16 protein-coding genes, 1 tRNA gene and 1 pseudogene are annotated in these 17,125 nt (G+C 63.1%); 7 read left to right on the top strand and 11 right to left on the bottom strand.

Annotated features, from left to right (window positions below):
- Nucleotides 1–126 precede the first annotated feature (126 nt).
- The 4 genes from AC0J5K_RS09285 to AC0J5K_RS09300 all read right to left on the bottom strand — a co-directional run bounded on the left by AC0J5K_RS09285 (nucleotide 127) and on the right by AC0J5K_RS09300 (nucleotide 3,021).
- Entirely contained in the window at nucleotides 127–669 is a 543-nt protein-coding gene (locus AC0J5K_RS09285) for a GNAT family N-acetyltransferase (protein WP_074835529.1), read from the bottom strand.
- Between the two features lie 395 nt (nucleotides 670–1,064).
- Nucleotides 1,065–1,334 (bottom strand): 50S ribosomal protein L27, encoded by a 270-nt coding sequence (gene rpmA / locus AC0J5K_RS09290; RefSeq protein WP_074835527.1) that lies wholly within the window; start codon nucleotides 1,332–1,334, stop codon nucleotides 1,065–1,067.
- Between the two features lie 12 nt (nucleotides 1,335–1,346).
- Nucleotides 1,347–1,958, bottom strand: coding sequence for a 50S ribosomal protein L21 (locus AC0J5K_RS09295; protein WP_048531452.1), 612 nt, complete (start codon nucleotides 1,956–1,958; stop codon nucleotides 1,347–1,349).
- Between the two features lie 226 nt (nucleotides 1,959–2,184).
- Entirely contained in the window at nucleotides 2,185–3,021 is an 837-nt protein-coding gene (locus AC0J5K_RS09300) for a DUF2059 domain-containing protein (RefSeq protein WP_274565413.1), read from the bottom strand.
- 193 nt (nucleotides 3,022–3,214) lie between these two features.
- On the opposite strand from AC0J5K_RS09300, the gene AC0J5K_RS09305 reads away from it, so the two are divergent.
- A tRNA-Ser gene (locus AC0J5K_RS09305) sits at nucleotides 3,215–3,304 on the top strand.
- Between the two features lie 317 nt (nucleotides 3,305–3,621).
- Here the strand turns inward: AC0J5K_RS09305 and AC0J5K_RS09310 are convergent.
- From AC0J5K_RS09310 to AC0J5K_RS09340, 7 genes and pseudogenes are all read right to left on the bottom strand, one after another.
- Nucleotides 3,622–4,263 carry a hypothetical protein gene (locus AC0J5K_RS09310; RefSeq protein WP_346842744.1) on the bottom strand — a complete coding sequence of 214 codons (642 nt, stop codon included), beginning with the start codon at nucleotides 4,261–4,263 and terminating at the stop codon, nucleotides 3,622–3,624.
- Nucleotides 4,264–4,336: 73 nt separating this feature from the next.
- Nucleotides 4,337–4,656, bottom strand: a pseudogene (locus tag AC0J5K_RS09315) (IS701 family transposase); the annotation flags it as partial.
- 346 nt (nucleotides 4,657–5,002) lie between these two features.
- Nucleotides 5,003–6,148: a Gfo/Idh/MocA family protein gene (locus tag AC0J5K_RS09320; RefSeq protein WP_274564240.1), complete on the bottom strand. Its 1,146-nt coding sequence runs from the start codon at nucleotides 6,146–6,148 to the stop codon at nucleotides 5,003–5,005.
- A 104-nt stretch (nucleotides 6,149–6,252) separates the two neighbouring features.
- Nucleotides 6,253–7,326, bottom strand: a complete 1,074-nt coding sequence (locus tag AC0J5K_RS09325; protein WP_274564239.1) for an ABC transporter ATP-binding protein — start codon at nucleotides 7,324–7,326, stop codon at nucleotides 6,253–6,255.
- Nucleotides 7,327–7,366: 40 nt separating this feature from the next.
- Complete coding sequence (locus tag AC0J5K_RS09330; protein WP_274564237.1) at nucleotides 7,367–8,344, bottom strand: hydroxyacid dehydrogenase; 978 nt, start codon at nucleotides 8,342–8,344, stop codon at nucleotides 7,367–7,369.
- A gap of 70 nt (nucleotides 8,345–8,414) precedes the next feature.
- Complete coding sequence (locus tag AC0J5K_RS09335) at nucleotides 8,415–9,152, bottom strand: SDR family oxidoreductase (RefSeq protein ID WP_274564235.1); 738 nt, start codon at nucleotides 9,150–9,152, stop codon at nucleotides 8,415–8,417.
- 15 nt (nucleotides 9,153–9,167) lie between these two features.
- Nucleotides 9,168–10,196: a LacI family DNA-binding transcriptional regulator gene (locus AC0J5K_RS09340; protein ID WP_473009698.1), complete on the bottom strand. Its 1,029-nt coding sequence runs from the start codon at nucleotides 10,194–10,196 to the stop codon at nucleotides 9,168–9,170.
- A 456-nt stretch (nucleotides 10,197–10,652) separates the two neighbouring features.
- Between AC0J5K_RS09340 and AC0J5K_RS09345 the strand changes: the two genes are divergently transcribed.
- The 6 genes from AC0J5K_RS09345 to AC0J5K_RS09370 all read left to right on the top strand — a co-directional run bounded on the left by AC0J5K_RS09345 (nucleotide 10,653) and on the right by AC0J5K_RS09370 (nucleotide 17,009).
- Nucleotides 10,653–11,957: an ABC transporter substrate-binding protein gene (locus AC0J5K_RS09345; RefSeq protein WP_274564231.1), complete on the top strand. Its 1,305-nt coding sequence runs from the start codon at nucleotides 10,653–10,655 to the stop codon at nucleotides 11,955–11,957.
- 105 nt (nucleotides 11,958–12,062) lie between these two features.
- On the top strand, nucleotides 12,063–12,968 hold the full coding sequence (locus AC0J5K_RS09350) for a carbohydrate ABC transporter permease (protein WP_274564230.1): 906 nt from the start codon (nucleotides 12,063–12,065) through the stop codon (nucleotides 12,966–12,968).
- 6 nt (nucleotides 12,969–12,974) lie between these two features.
- Nucleotides 12,975–13,862, top strand: coding sequence for a carbohydrate ABC transporter permease (locus tag AC0J5K_RS09355; protein WP_274564228.1), 888 nt, complete (start codon nucleotides 12,975–12,977; stop codon nucleotides 13,860–13,862).
- A 49-nt stretch (nucleotides 13,863–13,911) separates the two neighbouring features.
- Nucleotides 13,912–14,745, top strand: a complete 834-nt coding sequence (locus AC0J5K_RS09360) for a sugar phosphate isomerase/epimerase family protein (protein WP_274564226.1) — start codon at nucleotides 13,912–13,914, stop codon at nucleotides 14,743–14,745.
- A gap of 4 nt (nucleotides 14,746–14,749) precedes the next feature.
- Nucleotides 14,750–15,985, top strand: coding sequence for a D-mannonate dehydratase ManD (gene manD, locus AC0J5K_RS09365; protein ID WP_274564224.1), 1,236 nt, complete (start codon nucleotides 14,750–14,752; stop codon nucleotides 15,983–15,985).
- 28 nt (nucleotides 15,986–16,013) lie between these two features.
- Nucleotides 16,014–17,009, top strand: a complete 996-nt coding sequence (locus AC0J5K_RS09370; protein WP_274564222.1) for an aldo/keto reductase — start codon at nucleotides 16,014–16,016, stop codon at nucleotides 17,007–17,009.
- Nucleotides 17,010–17,125 lie beyond the last annotated feature (116 nt).

A 17,125-nucleotide genomic window follows, 5' to 3' on the forward strand; every position in this document is an offset into this window, starting at 1 on the left:
TTGCTGCACCGGCGATAAAGAAAATGCGCCCCGGCCTCAAGCCTTGGCGCATCCCCTGCTTCTTCTGTTTTCAAATGCCCTCGGGGGAGACAGCCCCCGTGAGGACGGGAGGCAGCCCCCCAAGCCCTACCTGAGCTTGCGCAGATAGGTCCAGGTCGGCACCTGGCTGCCGCGCGCCACCGAATAGCTCTCGGCGTCGCCGATGTAGTCAAAGCCGCAGTTGGTCAGAACCTTGGCCGAGGCCGGGTTGTCCTGGAACACCGAGGCGAACATCGTGTCATGGTCCATCGGGTTGGCCTCGACCAGCGCGCGCACCGCGTCGGAGGCCAGGCCGGTGTTCCAGAAGGCCGGCGCCACCCAATAGCCCACTTCCGATTGGTTGCGGTCCATCCGCTCCAGCGAGATCAGCCCCATCAGTTCCGGCCCGTCCAGCCGCGTGCCGTCCATTGCCCAGACATCCTCGTCCCGCTCGGCCGCCATGGCGCGGGTGACAAAGGCTTCGGTCACCCCGGGCGGCAGCGGATGCGGGATCGAGGTCGTCATGCGGGCCACCCGCTCATCGGAGGCATGCATTTCGATCAGCCCCATGTCGGACCGGCGCAGCGGGCGCAAATCCACGCGCTCGGTTTCGATCAGGGGTTGGGCAACCAGGTATTGCTGGGCGGTCATGCAGTTCCTCCTCAAAAACGGCAGTCTCGGGATCGGGCCGGTGACAGGCGCCCAAATTGGCGGATGTCAGGCCCAAAAGGGATTACTTCAGCGCGGTCCGGACAGGTGCGAGGCAAGCCGCCCGCAGTAGAACCCGTTCAGATTACTCCGAAAACATGGCAGAGACATGGCGATTGGCGGTTGATCATGCAAGGGGTCCACCCTCCTCCCGGGTGCGGCATCTGCCGAATGGAACACTGACCACTTGTCGATCTTCATCTGGTATTTCTATCCGAAAAGCCGTCAATTCAGAAACACCAAATCGCCGCAGGCGCCGCGCCCTGCCGGTAGCAAAACGAAACGGGGACCGGCTTTCGCCGATCCCCGTTGTTTGTCATGCAAACCTTTAGGTCGGCTTATTCGGCGGCCTCCGCGGCCGGCAGCACGGAAATGAAGGTGCGGCCCTTGAAGCCCTTGCGGAAGGTGACCTGGCCTTCGACGGTGGCAAAGATGGTGTGATCCTTGCCTTCGCCAACGCCTTCACCCGGCCACCACTTGTTGCCGCGCTGACGCACGATGATGTTACCCGGGATGGCGCGCTGGCCACCGTAGAGTTTCACGCCCAGCCGGCGTCCGGCAGAGTCGCGACCGTTGCGGGAGGAGCCGCCTGCTTTTTTATGTGCCATGGGGTACTCTCCTTATTTCCCGGCCAGTTCTTTGGCCTGTTGCGTCCATTCCGGCTTGATCTTGACGGCATCGAAGCTGTCAACGTCAACCTCTGCGAGCTGGGCGAAGCTGGTGATCCCGGCATCGTTCAACTTTTTCGCGGCCGCGGGGCCCACACCGGTGATCTTGGTCAGATCGTCGCCGGCAGCGGCGTCGGCTTTCGGAGCCTCTGCCTTAGGGGCGGCTTTTTCGGCCTTGGGCGCTGCGGCAGCCGGCGCACCGGTGACGGAGCCCGCGCCGATCGCGGCCTTGACGCCCGACTTGTCGGCGCCTTCGGCCAGAATGTCGGTCACGCGGATCAGCGTCAGTTGCTGACGGTGGCCCTTGGTGCGCTTGGAGCTGTGCTTGCGACGGCGCTTGACGAAGTGGATGACCTTGTCACCCTTGATCTGGTCGATCACTTCGGCCTGCACGGCGGCACCGCTGACCAGCGGGCTGCCCAGCACGGTGGTGTCCCCGCCCAGCATCAGCACGTCGTTGAATTGAACCTTTTCGCCGGCATCAGCAGCCAGTTTCTCGACGCGAAGCGTATCGCCCGAGGAAACCTTGTATTGCTTGCCGCCCGTCTTGAGGACTGCGAACATTCTCGTCTTCCTTTGTTTCCGCGTTCTGTGGCCCCGGGTGCCCGGCGTTGGTGGCGTCTGTCTTTCACATCTGCCGCCGCGAACAGCGCGCCCCTTCCGGAGCGTCATGAATATCAAACCCCGCGAGGCCTGGGCCCGGCGGGGTGTGGGCGTTATTCAGAGGATGGCCCCGCGTGTCAAGCGATTTCCCACCTTGGCGCCCGGCAATCCTGCGGCGCGGGCCGCCCTACAGCTCCTGCGCGGTCATCTGCCGCGCCAGTGCCAGGCCCAGCGCATAGGAGATCTCGGCATACATCCGGTCGTAGCCGGCAAACAGCGCGCGGTTGAGCGCCCTGCCCTGCGCGCTCGACGCAAGGTCGACATAGTCGCGCAGCGCCGCCTCTTCCAGGGGCCGATAGGCCAGCATCATGTAAGAGAACAGCCATTCGCGGGTGTCGCTGCGGTTGTCGGCCTCGCTGTCCCAGACCACGCCGAGGATCTCCTCTTCGCTCATCTCGAAGGCGCCGCCATCGACCAGCCCGGCATAGAATTCATAGCTCGAATTCATCGCACCGACCACATTGGCATCGATCAGGTCGTTGGCCTCGATGAAATCGGCGATCAATTGCAGCCGCGGATCGCCGGCGCCCGCGTCGAGGCTGTCGCGATAGGCATCGCGCGCGGCCTCTTCGACCCCGGGATCGATCATCGCCTCGCGCGCCGAGATCTCGAGGCGGATCACCTGCTGTCCTTCCGCCGAGGCAAAGAAACCGGCAATCGCCTCGAGCGGCATGTCCTCTTCTTTCCAGGCCGAGGCAAAGCCGCGGCGCACGGTCTCCTCCATCCGCTCGACGTCGTAGATCCGGGCCACCACCTCGCTCCAGCTGCGGCCGCCGCCGCCGGGCAGCATCTCGTCGGCCAGCTCTTCGCCGTAATCGAGCCCCTCCTGGCGCATCACCGCCACCGTTTCCGGCAGACCGAGCTGGTCGAGCAGCGCGTCGGTGGCCCGCGTCGCCTGGGCCCAGACCGGCGTGGCCAGGGTCAGCGCCGCAGCGGTGGCAAGAGGCAGGAAGCGATGCAGCATAAGGAGGCTCCGATGAGTGGCTTTGCGCGAATCTAACCTCTGGCCGCCCGGTTTCCAAGCCGGGCAAAGGGGCAAAGGCTTCACATGCCGGTCACCGCCGAAAAAACCGCCGGCGAAAATTGCGGTGAAAAAGTTCGGTTTGCCGCTTGCACCCGGCCAAAAGTCGGATTAAACGCAGCCCCCAGACCCCCGCGGAGAGGTGCCGGAGTGGTCGAACGGGGCGGTCTCGAAAACCGTTGTCCCTTCACGGGGACCCAGGGTTCGAATCCCTGTCTCTCCGCCATCATTTTGCCCACATGGGCGATTGGATTGCAAAAAACTCAAAGATTTCAAGGTGCGCGCTCTGCGTTCACCGATCGAAAACGGCGCATCCCGCATAGATTCCCGCATGAATTCCCACATAACGCGGGGTTTGGCGACGGAGGGGCTCCCATAGGATTGACGCTGGATCGGGGGCGGTATTACTTCGTTCTGAACGTTCCAAAGCACCTCATTGGGAAAGTCCTCGGAAAGGGCGGACAGTCCGTACGGCAGGTGCAACAGGCGCGGCGGACGGCCGATCTCAGCGTCGCGAAGCGCAGGGCCTTCGAATTGGAAGAGTTAAAACGTTCGGAGTGGCACTTGTTGGAGTTGGGCGAGGAGGCGCTGGCGCACGAGAAATTTGCCGCCGCCAAGCGCATCGCGGAGAGCCAAGGTTTCGAATATGTGCCCGCCGAGGTGCTTTTGCGCCGGTCTTTCCAAGAGAACCTGCCGCGGCTGATGGCGGCAGCGGGGACGGTCGCCGAGCCCACAGCGCCGGCGGTGACAGAGGCGCTTCTTGGCGGTGTCGATGTTGCCTTGCCGCCTCTTCGCACCGTGTTCGAAGAATTCGTGGCACTGACAAAAACAAAGCACATGCGAAAGTCCGATCGGCAACGTCATCTGTGGCGTCTGCCGCGCGACCGCGCCGTGGTCAACTTCGAGAAGGCGGTACCGAAACGCGCGAGGGCAGGTATCGACCGGATTACCCGAGAGGACGCTCTCGCGTTCCGCGCCTGGTGGGCGCAACGCATCGAGGACGGCGAGACCCGCGCGGAAACAGCGAACAAGGACTTCGGTCACCGGTCGCAGATTTTCCGAACGTGGTGCGAGTTGAAGGGCCACGGCGATCTTGAATATCCCTTCGCCAGGCTCCGCTTCGACAACACAGTCGATCCGCTTGTCACGCGCCCCGCCTTCTCGCGCGATTGGGTAGCCGACCAATTGCTGGCCTCCCATGCGCTTGACGGTCTCAACGACGAGGCCGCGGACGCATTGCTGGTGCTGGTCAACTCGCGTCGGCGAGCACGAAGGCGCAAGGCGTGCCCTCGTCCAGCAGGCGCGCGATCATCTCGCAGGCCATCGCAGGCTTGGTGGCAAAGGCCACCTCATCAGGCACCTGCGCGCTATCGCGGCGCGCCGGATCGCCGGCCCAGGATTTCGGCAGATAGAGTTGCCGGTCGATCAGCGCCTGGCCCCAGCGGCTGCATAGGCGGCAAAGACCCCGACCTGACAGTTCTCGATCCGCCTCGCCGTGCCGGAATATTGCCGCGCGACACCGACCGAATGGGTGCCTTTCTTAAGAAATCCGGTCTCATCGATGATCAGAACGCCATCCCGATCGGCCGACAGGCAGAGCGACCAAACCGGCCCAAATGAGACAGTCGATGCCCGTTTGCGATGCTGAGGTCGCAGACCGCTTTGCCGACATTCGCTGCAAGCGCAATTCTTTGGCAAGTTCTGACAGACCGCTGAAATAGTCCCAATCCTTGGAACGAGTCGACAAACTCGCGCGGGGTCATTTGCCAATCCGCTCTGGACTTCGCAGAAGATTCCCCGTGGAAAGGCCTGCCGCTGTGACACATCCAGCCCGCTCAGCGCGTCGAACCGCGCTGGGTCCAGCCCGGCAATGTCTCGACACGGAGTGGGGCGTCGGCAATCTTGGCTTTCGTCGCTGGTGGCCTCATGCCAAGCCGGTCACATCCGTCCAATTGTCATTGCGGCGCACAATCTCGATGATCTGCTGATACTGGCTACCCTCGCGGAAAGTCGGATAGGGGTCGACGCTCTCGCCCTTGATGTCCTTGATGTCCTTGATGTCCTTGATGAATTCGCGGGCAAGGTAATGCCAGCACTGTTCGGTTTCGCCCGTCACGTCGGGGATGGTGACGGCAATGTCATCGGGCAGGGCCTGCTCGTGCCACTCCTTCCCCTCGTGGATATAGAGCGCGCCGCTGCCGTAGTGGCCCTTGATGTAGATCGCGCCCCGGGTGCCGTAGAAGACAATGTGATCTTCAAGGAAGCGCGGCACCAGCCCGCCATGCTTGAAGAGCACCGAGACCGGTTTGCCGGCAAAGGGGCTCTCGAGCTGCGCCAGCACGGTATAGGACCATTCGACGTTGCTTTCGCCCCATTTCAGCGAGGGATCTTCAAGGTCCTTGGGAATGAAATCGCGCCGCGTGGCGAAGTTGTGCACCCCGTCGACAATCGGCGCGCGGCCCAGATCGTCGCGCACCTCGCCGATCACGCGAAGGATTCTGTCGCCCACCACCGAAGCCGCAATCGACAGCGTATGCGTGAAGTTGTTGTTCAGCCGTCCGCCACCATCTTCCCTGCGATGAGACCAGCCGAACGGGATCTCGCGCTCCAGGTTGAAGTGCGACATGCATTCGATCTCGGTCGGCTCACCGATGGCGCCCTCGGCCACCAGCCGTTTCGCATGAAGCACGCTCGGCGCATAGCGGAAGCTCGCGGCATAGGCGGTCTTGACGCCCTTTTCCTCGGCCAGCTGGCACAGTTCGACCGCGGTCTCGGCGCTATGGGTCATCGGCTTGTCGCAGAACACGTGGCAGCCGGCGGCGATGGCCTGCTTGATCGGCGCGTAATGCGCCCCGCCCGGCGTGGCGATCGAGACGACGTCGGGTTTGCAGTCGTCCAGCGCCTGCTGCCAGTCAGTGCCGGAATAGGGGATGCCCATCGTCTCGGCGACCTCTTTCACAACATGCGGCGTGCGGCCGACGATGCCCACCACCTCGGCCCCGGCGGCGCGAAAGGCCTCGGCGTGGCCCTGCCCGGCGAACCCGGTTCCGAATATCAATACTTTCGTCATCTCTCTCTTGCTCCTTGTAATGCGGCGCCCGCAGTCAGCGGCCGCCGCATCGCATTTCTGTCCGCGCGACCCGTGCCGCGCCGTCTTGTCCGGGCGCGCCCGCGCTACACGCGGCGCCCGGTTGTCCTGTCGAAAAAATGCACCTTCAGGGGATCGATCGACACCGTCAGCGGCTGCCCGACGGCCACGTCGACGCCGCCATCAAGCACCGCCGTAGCCGGCTTGTCACCAAGGTCGAAGGTGATGTGAGTCTGCGCGCCCGTGGGCTCGACCAGGGTCGCGGAGCCCGACAGGGGCACCCCGCCGCCCCCCATCGCAAAGTGATCGGGCCGCATCCCGACGATGACCTCTTCGTGCTCGCGGATGTGCGGATGGTTGCTGGTGACAGGCACCATCTGCCCCCCCGACAGCTCCGCCGCCAGACCGGTGTCGGTCTTCACGATGCTGGCGTCGATCAGGTTCATCGACGGGGTGCCGATGAAGGCCGCGACAAACAGGTTGTCGGGCTTTTCGTAGAGGTCGATCGGCCGCCCCGCCTGCTCGATACTGCCGCCGTTGAGGATCACCACGCGGTCGGCCAGCGTCATCGCCTCGATCTGGTCGTGGGTGACATAGATCGACGTGGTCTTGACCCGCTGGTGCAGGGTCTTGATCTCGGAGCGCATCTGCACCCGCAGCTTGGCATCGAGGTTCGACAGGGGCTCGTCGAACAGAAAGGCCGCCGGATCGCGCACAATGGCGCGACCCATGGCGACGCGCTGGCGCTGGCCGCCTGAGAGCTGCCCGGGCTTACGGTCGAGCAGCTTGTCCAGCTCGAGCAGGCCGGCGACCTCCTTGACCTTTTCGTCGATCTCGCCACGCTTCATCCCCGAAAGCTTCAGGTTGAAGCCCATGTTCTTCGCCACGCTCATATGCGGGTAAAGCGCGTAGTTCTGGAACACCATCGCGATATTGCGTTCGCGCGGGTTGAGGTGATTGACCACGGTGCCGTCGATCCGGATCTCGCCGCCCGAGGCAGGTTCGAGTCCCGAAATGATGCGCAACAGGGTCGACTTGCCACAGCCCGACGGGCCGACCAGCGCCACGAATTCGCCGTCCTCGATCTGCAGGTCGACGCCGTGGATCACTTCGACCGCGCCGAAGTTCTTCTTGAGCCCGGTGATTTCTACTGAGGCCATGTCATTCCCCCTCCCTGTGGTGTTGCCCGAGGCTGCCGCGTCACGCGAGCGCGGCCGCCTTTTCGCGGCGGATTTCCTGTTGCAGCGGTTCGCCGGCAAAGTAGCGACGCACCTCTTCGACCGCGGACAACCCCTGACGGAGATAGCTTTCGCGGGTATGGCCGGCGCAATGCGGCGACAGATAGACGTTGGGCATCCGCCGCAGCGGATCGTCGTCCGGCAGCGGTTCGATGTCGAAGGTGTCGATGGCGGCGAAAATCCGGCCCCCCTGCAGTTCCGCGACCAGCGCACCCGGCTCCAGCAGCCCGGCGCGGGCGGTGTTGACCAGCAGACTGCCGTCGGCCATCGCCTGCAAGTAGCGGCCCTTGATCATGCCTGTGGTGGCGGGCAGGTTCGCGGCGTGCAGGCTGACCACGGCGCAACCGGCGAACAGCGCGTCAAGCTCCATCAGCGTCACGCTCAGCCGGTCGGCCTCTTCGGCGCTGATGAAGGGATCGTAGACCGCCACCTTGCAGCCGAACGGGCGCAGCCGGTCCAGCACGAGCCGACCGACATAGCCCAGCCCGACCAGCCCGACGGTCTGCTCCGCCAGAAGCTGGCCGAGGAGGTCCTTCCGCATCTCTGCCCAGCCCAGCGTGCCACGCAACCCGGCATCCTGCTGGCCCTGCAGGCGCAGGTGGGCAAGGATCTGCGTCAGGGTAAATTCGGCCACGGCCAGGGCAATCTGCGGCGCCGCGTGGCTGACCCGGATGTGGCCGTCGACAAGTGCGGTCTCCACGTCCAGTAACTTCACCGACCCGGCGGCATGCGAGACGAAGGCGACCTCTCCGCGCGGCGCGACCACCTGCGACAGCTTCGGGCTGAGCCATCCGGTGATGACCGCAGTCACATCCGTCAAGGCCGCGGCAAAGGCCCCCGACGCCAGGTCTTCGTCGCTGACGAAAACCGGCTGCGCAAAGGCGCTCAGCGCGTCCTCGACCTGTGCCGAAAAGATCCGCGAGCGGACCTCCTCGGGCATCAGGACGGCGACCTTAGGGGCGGATGTCGGGTGGCTATGCGTTTTCATGTCTGTATTCCCTTGAATGCGCTCACCGTTTCGCCGGCTGGATCATCAGTTCCGAGACATGCGCCCGCTCGGGCAGGCCGATCACGAACATGCAGGCCTCGGCGATGTCTTCGGGCTGCAGCGCCTTCGCCCGCATCTCCTCGGTCGGCGGCGTGGGGCGTTTCTCGAGCAGGGGCGTCTCGGTCATGCCCGGCAGGATCACCGTGGCGCGAATGCCGTTCTGCCACTCTTCCTCCATGATCGCATGGGTCATCGCCATGACGCCTGCCTTCGTCGCCTGGTAGGCGGCCCCTGATGGATCGGGCTTGCGTGCCGCTGTGGAGGAGATGTTGATCAGCAGCCCGCCGCCGCGTGCACGGAACAACGGAACCATGGTCTTGGCGAGGTTGAAGGCCGCGTTGAGATTGGTGTCGACCATCGACGACCAGCTTTCCGCCGTCAGGTCGACAAAGGAACGCTGCACGATATTGACGCCCACCGAATTCACCAGGGAATCGACACCGGCCAGCACGTCGCGATGCCCCTCCAACGCCGCGTTCAATGCTTCCGCGTCGGCGGCATCAGCCTGCACGCCCAGCACGCCTTTGGCGCCCAGGTCCCGGGTTTCCGTGGCGATCTCGTCAAGCCGGTCCCCGTCGCGCCCCAAAAGCACCAGCTTTGCGCCGGCAGCGGCCGCGGTGCGAGCCGTGGCACGACCCATGCCGCTTGTCGCCCCTGCGATCAGGATGTGACGGCCTGTCAGGTTCTTGTCTGCGGTCATGGTGCGGGCTCCCGATCAGCGTTTGTCGTGGTGGTTTGCGGCGGCGGACGAGCTGCGCACGATCAGTTCCGGGCGCAGCACGACATGCGGGTCTTCGAGCTCTTCCGTCGCCTCGAGAATGCCGATGAGCCTGGCGACGATCATCTCCGCCATCTGCTCGACAGGTTGCCGGACGGTCGTCAGCGGCGGCTCCATGACCTTGGCGATCATGATGTCATCGAAACCAACAACCGACAGGTCTTCGGGGATGCGGAACCCCAGTTCCCGCGCGCCCGAACAGGCGCCGATGGCGTACATGTCGTTCACCGTGAACACGGCTGTCGGCGGGTCATCCAGCGTCAGCAATTCGCGGATCCCGATGCGGCCCAGTTCGGCCGCGTGGCTGTCGCCGAAGTCCACGGCATTGGGCGCCAGCCAGATTAGATCGTCGTCGATCCTCAGGCCGGCCTTCTCCATCTCTTGGCGCATGCCATCGAGGCGCGCGGTCCGGCTGGAGGTGCCGATCGGCCCCGAGATGAAGGCGATGCGCTTGTGCCCGAGGCCGATCAGGTGACGCGTGGCGAGACGGGCGCCTAGTGACTGGTCAATACTGACCGAGCAGGCGACCACGCCCTTGGCGCCCTGCGTCGTTCGGTCGAAGGCGCCGATATGCATCCCCTTCTCGGCGTGTTCCGCCAAATGATCGAAGGACACCGGCGACGAACCCAGAATGGTGCCGCGGATCGACGAACCGTAGAGCGAGGTCATATAGGTCGCCTCCAGCTCGGGGTCGCGCTCGGCATTGCAGATCAGGACCTGATAGCCGCGCTTCAGCGCCGCCTTTTCAATCAGTTGCGATGCATTGCCCCAGAACGGGTTGGCTACAGAAGGCACCACCAGCCCGAGAGTCTTGATGTGCCCCGACTTGAGCTGACGGGCGACGGCATTGGGCGTGTAGTTCAACGCGTCAATCGCATCCTGGACCCGGCGCAGCGTACGTGCACCCATCTTGGCGTGCCGGCCGTTGATGACGTTCGACACCGTGCTGACCGACACGCCGGCCATTTTCGCTACATCTCTTATTCCTGTCATCGCATGGGTCTCGCACAAGTCCTTCCCGTCGCGCCAAACCTCGCCCGACCCTGAAGGTTGGTCGAATCTCGGCTTGTAATACGTTACACATAATAGCCTTCATTTCACCAGAGAGACCAGAAAAATCTTTCTGTCTACGTTCCCTCCTGCACGGCAAGCGACAGTCACGCTCGCGGCGAAGGTGTGATCAAAGTGGATTTTGAGTTCTTAAATATCATTAAATATAAATATTTTACTCTCCCACATAGCGCAGCGGGCCGACACGAGAGCCAAGTCAAAGAACCAGAATTATTCCACCTCAGCGCGCCACTGCTATTTTCGGTCGACATTAGTGTAACGTTTTACTATACTCACATCACTGACCGCCGAGAATCGCGGAGCACCGCACCGGCCACCCATTGATCCGGTCACGCACTCAGGGAGGAAATCATGACCACATCTCATACGCGCAGAGGCTTCTTGAAGACGGGGGGCGCCGTCGTTGGCGGCTTCGCACTGTCAGTCGTCTCGAAGGGCGCCCTGGCTCAGGGCAAGGCGAAAGTCCGGTTCAGTGGCTACGTCGAATCCGAAGAGCAGCTGGCCACGACGCTCAAGGTGCTCGAAGCCTATCAAGCCAAGAACCCCGATGTTGAGATTATCCCGGAATTCTCGAACTTCCGGTCGTTCACTGACAAGCTGGCGACCGAGGCCGCCGGAGGCAACGCGCCCGACATGTTCAGCGTGAACGTCGACCTTCTGGCCGAATACGCCGCCCGGGGCGTGCTGACGCCGCTGACCGACTGGATCCCCGACCCGCTCGACGTATCGGAATACCAAGACGGCAGCATCTTCGCCTGCACCTACAACGACCAGCTCTATGCGATGCCGAACGACGCGATCGCGCCGGCGATCCTCTACAATCCGAACAAGTTCGAGGAACTCGGCGTCGCCGTGCCGCCGGACATGTTCACCTGGGAGCAGCTGCACGAGACCTCGGTCGCGCTCAGCAAGGCGGCCGGTCGTGGCTTCTGGGGCATGGAAGACGGCGGCGGCAACTACGTGCCCTGCGACATCTTCCTGCGCGCTAAGGGCAAATCGATGTTCACGCCCGAGCACACGCTCGGTTTCGCGGCCGAGGACATGGCCACGTGGTTCCAGTACTGGGACGACATGCGCAAAGCCGGTGGCGCACCGCCGGCGGATGTCCAGGCGCAGGCCGGCGACAATTCCGCGACCCTGGGCATCGTGCGCGGCCGCTCGGCCATGCTGATCCAGATGACCGACAGCTATGTCGGCATCGGCACCCTTATGGAGGATCCGCTGGCACTGCACATGCTGCCGAACGGCCACGAAGGCATGGAGATGAAGCAGCACCACTACGATTATGCCGGGAACTCGACAGGCATCTGGTCGCAGGCGACCGACAAGGACCTCTGCGTCGACATCATCCGCTTCATGCACTTCGATCCCGAAGGCGTCGATCTCTACTACGAGGGCAGCGGCATGATCCCGGCGTCGAGCGCCGGCCTCCAAAGGGTCGCCGCGACCGGCAACGAAGAAGAGAAGAAGCTGGTGGCCTACCTTGCGATGCTGCGGGAACAGCCGGCGCCGTCGCGGCGCCCCGGCATCGGCGGTCTCGGCGGCATGTTCCGCCGCGCGAACGAGGCGGTCGCCTTTGGCGACATGACCCCGCTGAAGGCTTCGCAGGCCTTCGTTGCCGAAGCCGAGCAGAAGCTCGAAGCTCTCAAGAGCTGATCTCCCTGCCTGCACGGCCGGAACGGATGGGTTCCGGTCGTCTCCCGCCTCCGCGCCTCCGGGCGCGGAGTGCAGATATCCCGGTTCAACGAAGGGCGCGGTTTCATGAGCGAGACAAAGAACCTTTCCAAAAAGCAGAATGCTGTAGCCTTCCTGTTTCTGTCGCCCTGGCTGCTCGGGTTTCTCCTGCTGACCCTCGGGCCGCTTCTGGGCTCGATGTATCTATCGTTCACCGAATACGACCTGTTCACCCCGCCCGAATGGGCCGGCACGGCGAATTACGAAAAGCTGCTGGGCGGCGATCCGCGCTATATCCAGTCGCTCAAGGTCACCTTCGGCTATGTCTTCCTGTCGGTGCCGCTGAAGCTGGGCTTTGCCCTGTTCATCGCGCTGATCCTGAACCGGGGGCTGCGCGGCCTGGGCATCTACCGGTCGGTCTTCTACCTGCCCTCGCTTCTGGGCGGCAGCGTGGCCGTCGCCATCATGTGGCGCCAGATCTTTTCCTATGACGGGATCATCAACCATTTCCTGTGGAACTGGTTCGGCTATGACGCGCCGAGCTGGATCACCAACCCCGATTACGCGCTGGGCACCCTTGTGCTACTCGCCGCCTGGCAGTTCGGCGCACCGATGGTGATCTTCCTCGCCGGTCTCAAGCAGATCCCGCAGGACATGTACGATGCCGCCGCCATCGACGGCGCCCGCCCGGTACAGCAGTTCTTCTACGTGACCATTCCGTTGCTGACGCCGATCATCTTCTTCAACTTCGTGATGCAGACCATCGGCTCGTTCCAGGCCTTCACGCCCTCCTACATCATCTCGGACGGCACCGGCGGACCGGCGGATTCCACGCTGTTCTACACGCTGTATCTCTACGAACAGGCCTTCACCGACTTCGAGATGGGCTATGCCTCGGCCATTGCCTGGGTGCTGGTCGCCATTATCGGCATCGCAACCACGATTTCCTTCCTGAGCGCCAAATACTGGGTGCACTACGGGGACGAGGGGTAAATCACCATGACCATTGCAGAAACCCGCGACGTGGCGCCCGACATCAACCAGATCACCGCCAAGTCCAAGGCGCGGTCGAAACTGATGATGCACGGCTTCCTGATCCTGTTCGGCCTGTTCATGCTCTATCCGCTGGTCTGGCTGGCGGTGAGTTCGCTCAAGCCGTCCAACACGATTTTCTCGGACACCTCGATCATCCCGCGGCACTTCGAGTGGGAAAACTACGTCAATGGCTGGAAAGGCGTCGCCGCGCCGTTCAACGTCTTCTTCACGAACAGCTTCGTCATTGCCACGCTGGCGGTGATCGGCAACGTGCTGTCCTGCTCCTTCGTGGCCTATGCCTTTGCGCGGCTCGACTTTTCGTTCAAGAAACCGCTCTTTGCGCTGATGCTGATGACAATCATGCTCCCGGTCCATGCCTCGCTGATCCCGCAGTACATCCTGTTCAACTATTTCGGCTGGGTGAACACGATCCTGCCGATCGTCACGCCGAAGTTTCTGGCGGTCGAGGCGTTCTTCATCTTCCTGATGGTGCAGTTTATCCGCGGCATTCCGCGCGAGCTGGACGAGGCCGCGATGATCGACGGGGCGGGACCGATCCGCATATATTTCTCGATCATCCTGCCGCTCCTGACCCCTGCCCTTGTCACCACGGCGGTGTTCTCCTTCCTCTGGACCTACGAGGATTTTCTGACGCCGCTGATCTATCTGACCTCGATCGAGAACTACACGGTGCCGCAGGGGTTGCGCCTGCTTCAGGCCTCGCGCGGGGCCAGCACATGGGGCGCGATGCTCGCCATGTCGCTCCTGTCACTGGTGCCGATGTTCATCGTCTTCTTCATCTTCCAGCGGAAGCTGATCGACGGGATCGCCACCACCGGGCTGAAGGGCTGAGTTTCAGCCCGCCCATCCCCGACACAAAACCGAAGGACGTTTGCCCGAGATGGCCAAACCGCTGATATCAGTATTCACCAAACCCTGGACCGACCCCCTGCCCGCCTTGGCAGAGAAACTGGCAGGCCTCGGCTTCGAAGGCGTCGAACTGGCGGTGCGCCCCGGCTATCAGGTTCTGCCTGAAAATGTCGGCACGGAGTTGCCCAAGGCGGTGAAGACCCTCGCCGAACACGGGCTGAAGATCCCCAGCATCGCCGGCGAGATCGACGAGGCTACCATTGCGGCCTGCGGCGAGGCCGGAATCGGAATAATCCGCATCTGCGCGCCGATCGACCTTGACCAAGGGTATCGCGCCTCAGTCGAGGGATACCGCCGCAAGTTCGACGCGCTCCTCCCCGCGCTGGAACGGGCCGGCGTGGCGATCGGCGTGCAGAACCACTACGGCACCATGGTCGGCAGCGCCGTCGGGCTGATGCACCTGCTGGACGGCTACGATCCCCGCCGCGTCTGCGGCGTGCTCGACATGGGCCATTGCGCGGTGGATGGCGAGCCGGTGAAGATTGCCGTCGACATCGTCCGCCCGCACATGAACGGGCTGGTCAACTTCAAGAGCGCCTACCACCGGCGCGCTAACGGGCCGGAACTGGACGCCGATTACGTCGTGCATTGGACGACCCATGACCACGGCGGCTACAACTGGCGCGAACTGGTGAGCGAACTGCACCGCGCCGGGGTCGAAGGCACCTTCTGCATGCCTGTTGAATACAGCGAGCAGGCCGGCCGCAAGGGCCAGCGCATGGGCGACGACGTGATCCCCTTCCTGCAAAAGGATATCGCGCATCTCAAGGCACTGATCGCCGAATTCTACGGCGAAGAGGATTGACCCCATGAGTAAGGCACATGATCTGACCATCACCGATGTCCGGGTGATCGTCAGTTGCCCCGGCCGCAATTTCGTGACTCTGAAAATCGTCACCGAAAGCGGACTCTACGGGGTGGGTGACGCCACGGTCAACGGCCGCGAACTGGCGGTGGCCACCTATCTTGAGGAACACGTCGCCCCCTGCCTGATCGGCCGCGATGCGCACCAGATCGAGGACATCTGGCAATACCTTTACAAGGGCGTCTACTGGCGCAAGGGGCCGATCAACATGGCCGCGATCGCCGCCGTCGACGTGGCGCTGTGGGACATCAAGGGCAAGGCCGCGCACCTGCCGGTCTACGAACTGCTCGGTGGCAAGAGCCGCACTTCCGTCACCACCTATGCCCATGCCACCGGCAGCACCGTCGCAGACACGCTGGAAAAGGCGGCGGCGCTGATCGACCAGGGGTTCAAGGCCGTCCGGCTGCAATGCGCCGTCCCCGGGCTGGCCGCCAGTTACGGCGTGCTGGGCGACAAGAAGGACTACTACGAACAGCAGTCGAGCCGACCACTGCCCCCGGAAGAGCCCTGGTCAACCCGCAAATACATGACCTCCATCGAGGAATTGTTCCGCGAGGCCCGCGCCCGTTTCGGCCACGACATCGACCTGACGCACGACGTCCACAGCCGTCTGACGCCGATCGAGGCGGCGCGGCTGGGCAAGATGCTGGAACCTTACGATCTGCTCTTCCTCGAAGACGCGGTGGCGGCGGAAAATCAGGACAGCTACCGGGTGATCCGCGATCACACCACCACGCCGCTGGCAATCGGCGAGATCTACAACACGATCTGGGACTGCAAGGAAATGATCCAGAACCAGTGGATCGACTATATCCGCTGTGCCACCACCCATGCCGGCGGCATCACCGCCCTGCGCAGGATTGCCGATTTCGCCGCGCTCTACCACGTCCGCATTGCCCCGCATGGCGCGCCGGATCTCTCGCCGATCTGCTATGCGGCGCAATCGCATCTCGGCATCTGGGCGCCGAACTTCGGCATCCAGGAATTCGTGGGCTTCGGCTCGGACGCATCGAACGAGGTATTCTCGCATGACCTCGCGTTGAAGGACGGCATGATCCATGTCGGCGACAGCCCCGGCCTGGGCGTCGACTTCGACGAAGAGGCCGCCGCGAAATACCCCTACAGACGCTCCTACCTGCCCGTCAGCCGGCTGGAAGACGGAACCTTGTGGAGCTGGTAACCCTCTCACCCATGAAAGGACCCTCGAAATGAAAGACCTGACCGAGACGCAAAAGTTCGGCAAGACCGACCTCGTGACCACCCCCATCGTCTATGGCTGCATGGGCGGCGCCGGGGCCTTCGGCGCACAGGAGGAAAGCGATTCCATCGACGCGCTGCGCGCGGCCTTCGATGTCGGGATCAACTTCTTCGACACGGCCGAGGCCTACGGCGGCGGCTACTCGGAACAGCTGCTGCAACGCGCCCTGGGCGACAAGCGTTCGGAAATCGTAATTTCCTCCAAGGTGGGACGCGAAAATCTCGCCCCCGAGAAGGTGATCGAGGCCTGTGAACGGAGTCTGGAGAACCTCGGCACTGATCACATCGACCTCTACATGCTGCACTGGCCCAACCGCGACGTGCCGCTGCCTGACAGCATCGGCGCGCTGAAGACACTGAAGGAACAAGGCAAGATCCGCTGGTACGGCGTGTCGAACTTCGGCAGCAAGGATATCGGCGAGGCCCGCGACTTAGGCGAGATCTCGGTCAACCAGCTGCCTTACCATCTGTTCTTCCGCGCCATCGAATTCGAAGTCCAGCCCAAGTGCGAGGCCGCCGGCGTGCCGATCATGTGCTACTCCTCGCTAATGCAGGGGCTTCTGGCCGGCAAGTACAAGTCGCTGAACGATTTCCCCGCAGACCGCGCCCGCACCCGGATGTTCGACCACCGCAAATGGTCCGAGGCAGTGCACAAGGAAGACGGCGCCGAGGAAGCCGGACAGGAATTGCTGGACGCCCTATGGAACCTGGTGGATGAGACCGGGCTCACCATGGAAGAACTGGCCATCGGCTGGCTGAAATCACGTCCTGCCGTGGGCGGCGTCATCGTCGGCACCCGCAATGGCGAACAGAGCCGCGGCCTAAAAAAGCTGCTGGACGTCGAACTTGACACGGCCGTGCTGCAAAAGCTGAGCGAGGCCTCGGACCGGCTCAAGCAGGAGCTCGGGGCCGATACCGACATGTGGGGCAAGGGCCGCACGCGCTGAGTTTCGATAAAACGCCTGGTTTGATTTCCAGAGCCGGAGAATGCGCCGGAAACACGAGCTTAGGGCGCAACCTCCGGCAAGCCGGAACTTAGATGCAAGGGAGAACCATTGGAAAC

The sequence above is a fragment of the Marinovum sp. E3 genome, from assembly GCF_055755275.1.

Excerpts from the sequence above, each read along its gene's own strand:
- AC0J5K_RS09320 (WP_274564240.1), bottom strand. The coding sequence starts at position 6,148 with ATGACGAAAGTATTGATATTCGGAACCGGGTTCGCCGGGCAGGGCCAC.
- AC0J5K_RS09345 (WP_274564231.1), top strand. The coding sequence starts at position 10,653 with ATGACCACATCTCATACGCGCAGAGGCTTCTTGAAGACGGGGGGCGCC.
- AC0J5K_RS09340 (WP_473009698.1), bottom strand. The coding sequence starts at position 10,196 with ATGGCCGGCGTGTCGGTCAGCACGGTGTCGAACGTCATCAACGGCCGG.
- rpmA (WP_074835527.1), bottom strand. The coding sequence starts at position 1,334 with ATGGCACATAAAAAAGCAGGCGGCTCCTCCCGCAACGGTCGCGACTCT.
- AC0J5K_RS09285 (WP_074835529.1), bottom strand. The coding sequence starts at position 669 with ATGACCGCCCAGCAATACCTGGTTGCCCAACCCCTGATCGAAACCGAG.
- AC0J5K_RS09360 (WP_274564226.1), top strand. The coding sequence starts at position 13,912 with ATGGCCAAACCGCTGATATCAGTATTCACCAAACCCTGGACCGACCCC.
- AC0J5K_RS09370 (WP_274564222.1), top strand. The coding sequence starts at position 16,014 with ATGAAAGACCTGACCGAGACGCAAAAGTTCGGCAAGACCGACCTCGTG.
- manD (WP_274564224.1), top strand. The coding sequence starts at position 14,750 with ATGAGTAAGGCACATGATCTGACCATCACCGATGTCCGGGTGATCGTC.
- AC0J5K_RS09300 (WP_274565413.1), bottom strand. The coding sequence starts at position 3,021 with ATGCTGCATCGCTTCCTGCCTCTTGCCACCGCTGCGGCGCTGACCCTG.
- AC0J5K_RS09325 (WP_274564239.1), bottom strand. The coding sequence starts at position 7,326 with ATGGCCTCAGTAGAAATCACCGGGCTCAAGAAGAACTTCGGCGCGGTC.
- AC0J5K_RS09355 (WP_274564228.1), top strand. The coding sequence starts at position 12,975 with ATGACCATTGCAGAAACCCGCGACGTGGCGCCCGACATCAACCAGATC.
- AC0J5K_RS09335 (WP_274564235.1), bottom strand. The coding sequence starts at position 9,152 with ATGACCGCAGACAAGAACCTGACAGGCCGTCACATCCTGATCGCAGGG.
- AC0J5K_RS09295 (WP_048531452.1), bottom strand. The coding sequence starts at position 1,958 with ATGTTCGCAGTCCTCAAGACGGGCGGCAAGCAATACAAGGTTTCCTCG.
- AC0J5K_RS09330 (WP_274564237.1), bottom strand. The coding sequence starts at position 8,344 with ATGCCCGAGGAGGTCCGCTCGCGGATCTTTTCGGCACAGGTCGAGGAC.
- AC0J5K_RS09350 (WP_274564230.1), top strand. The coding sequence starts at position 12,063 with ATGAGCGAGACAAAGAACCTTTCCAAAAAGCAGAATGCTGTAGCCTTC.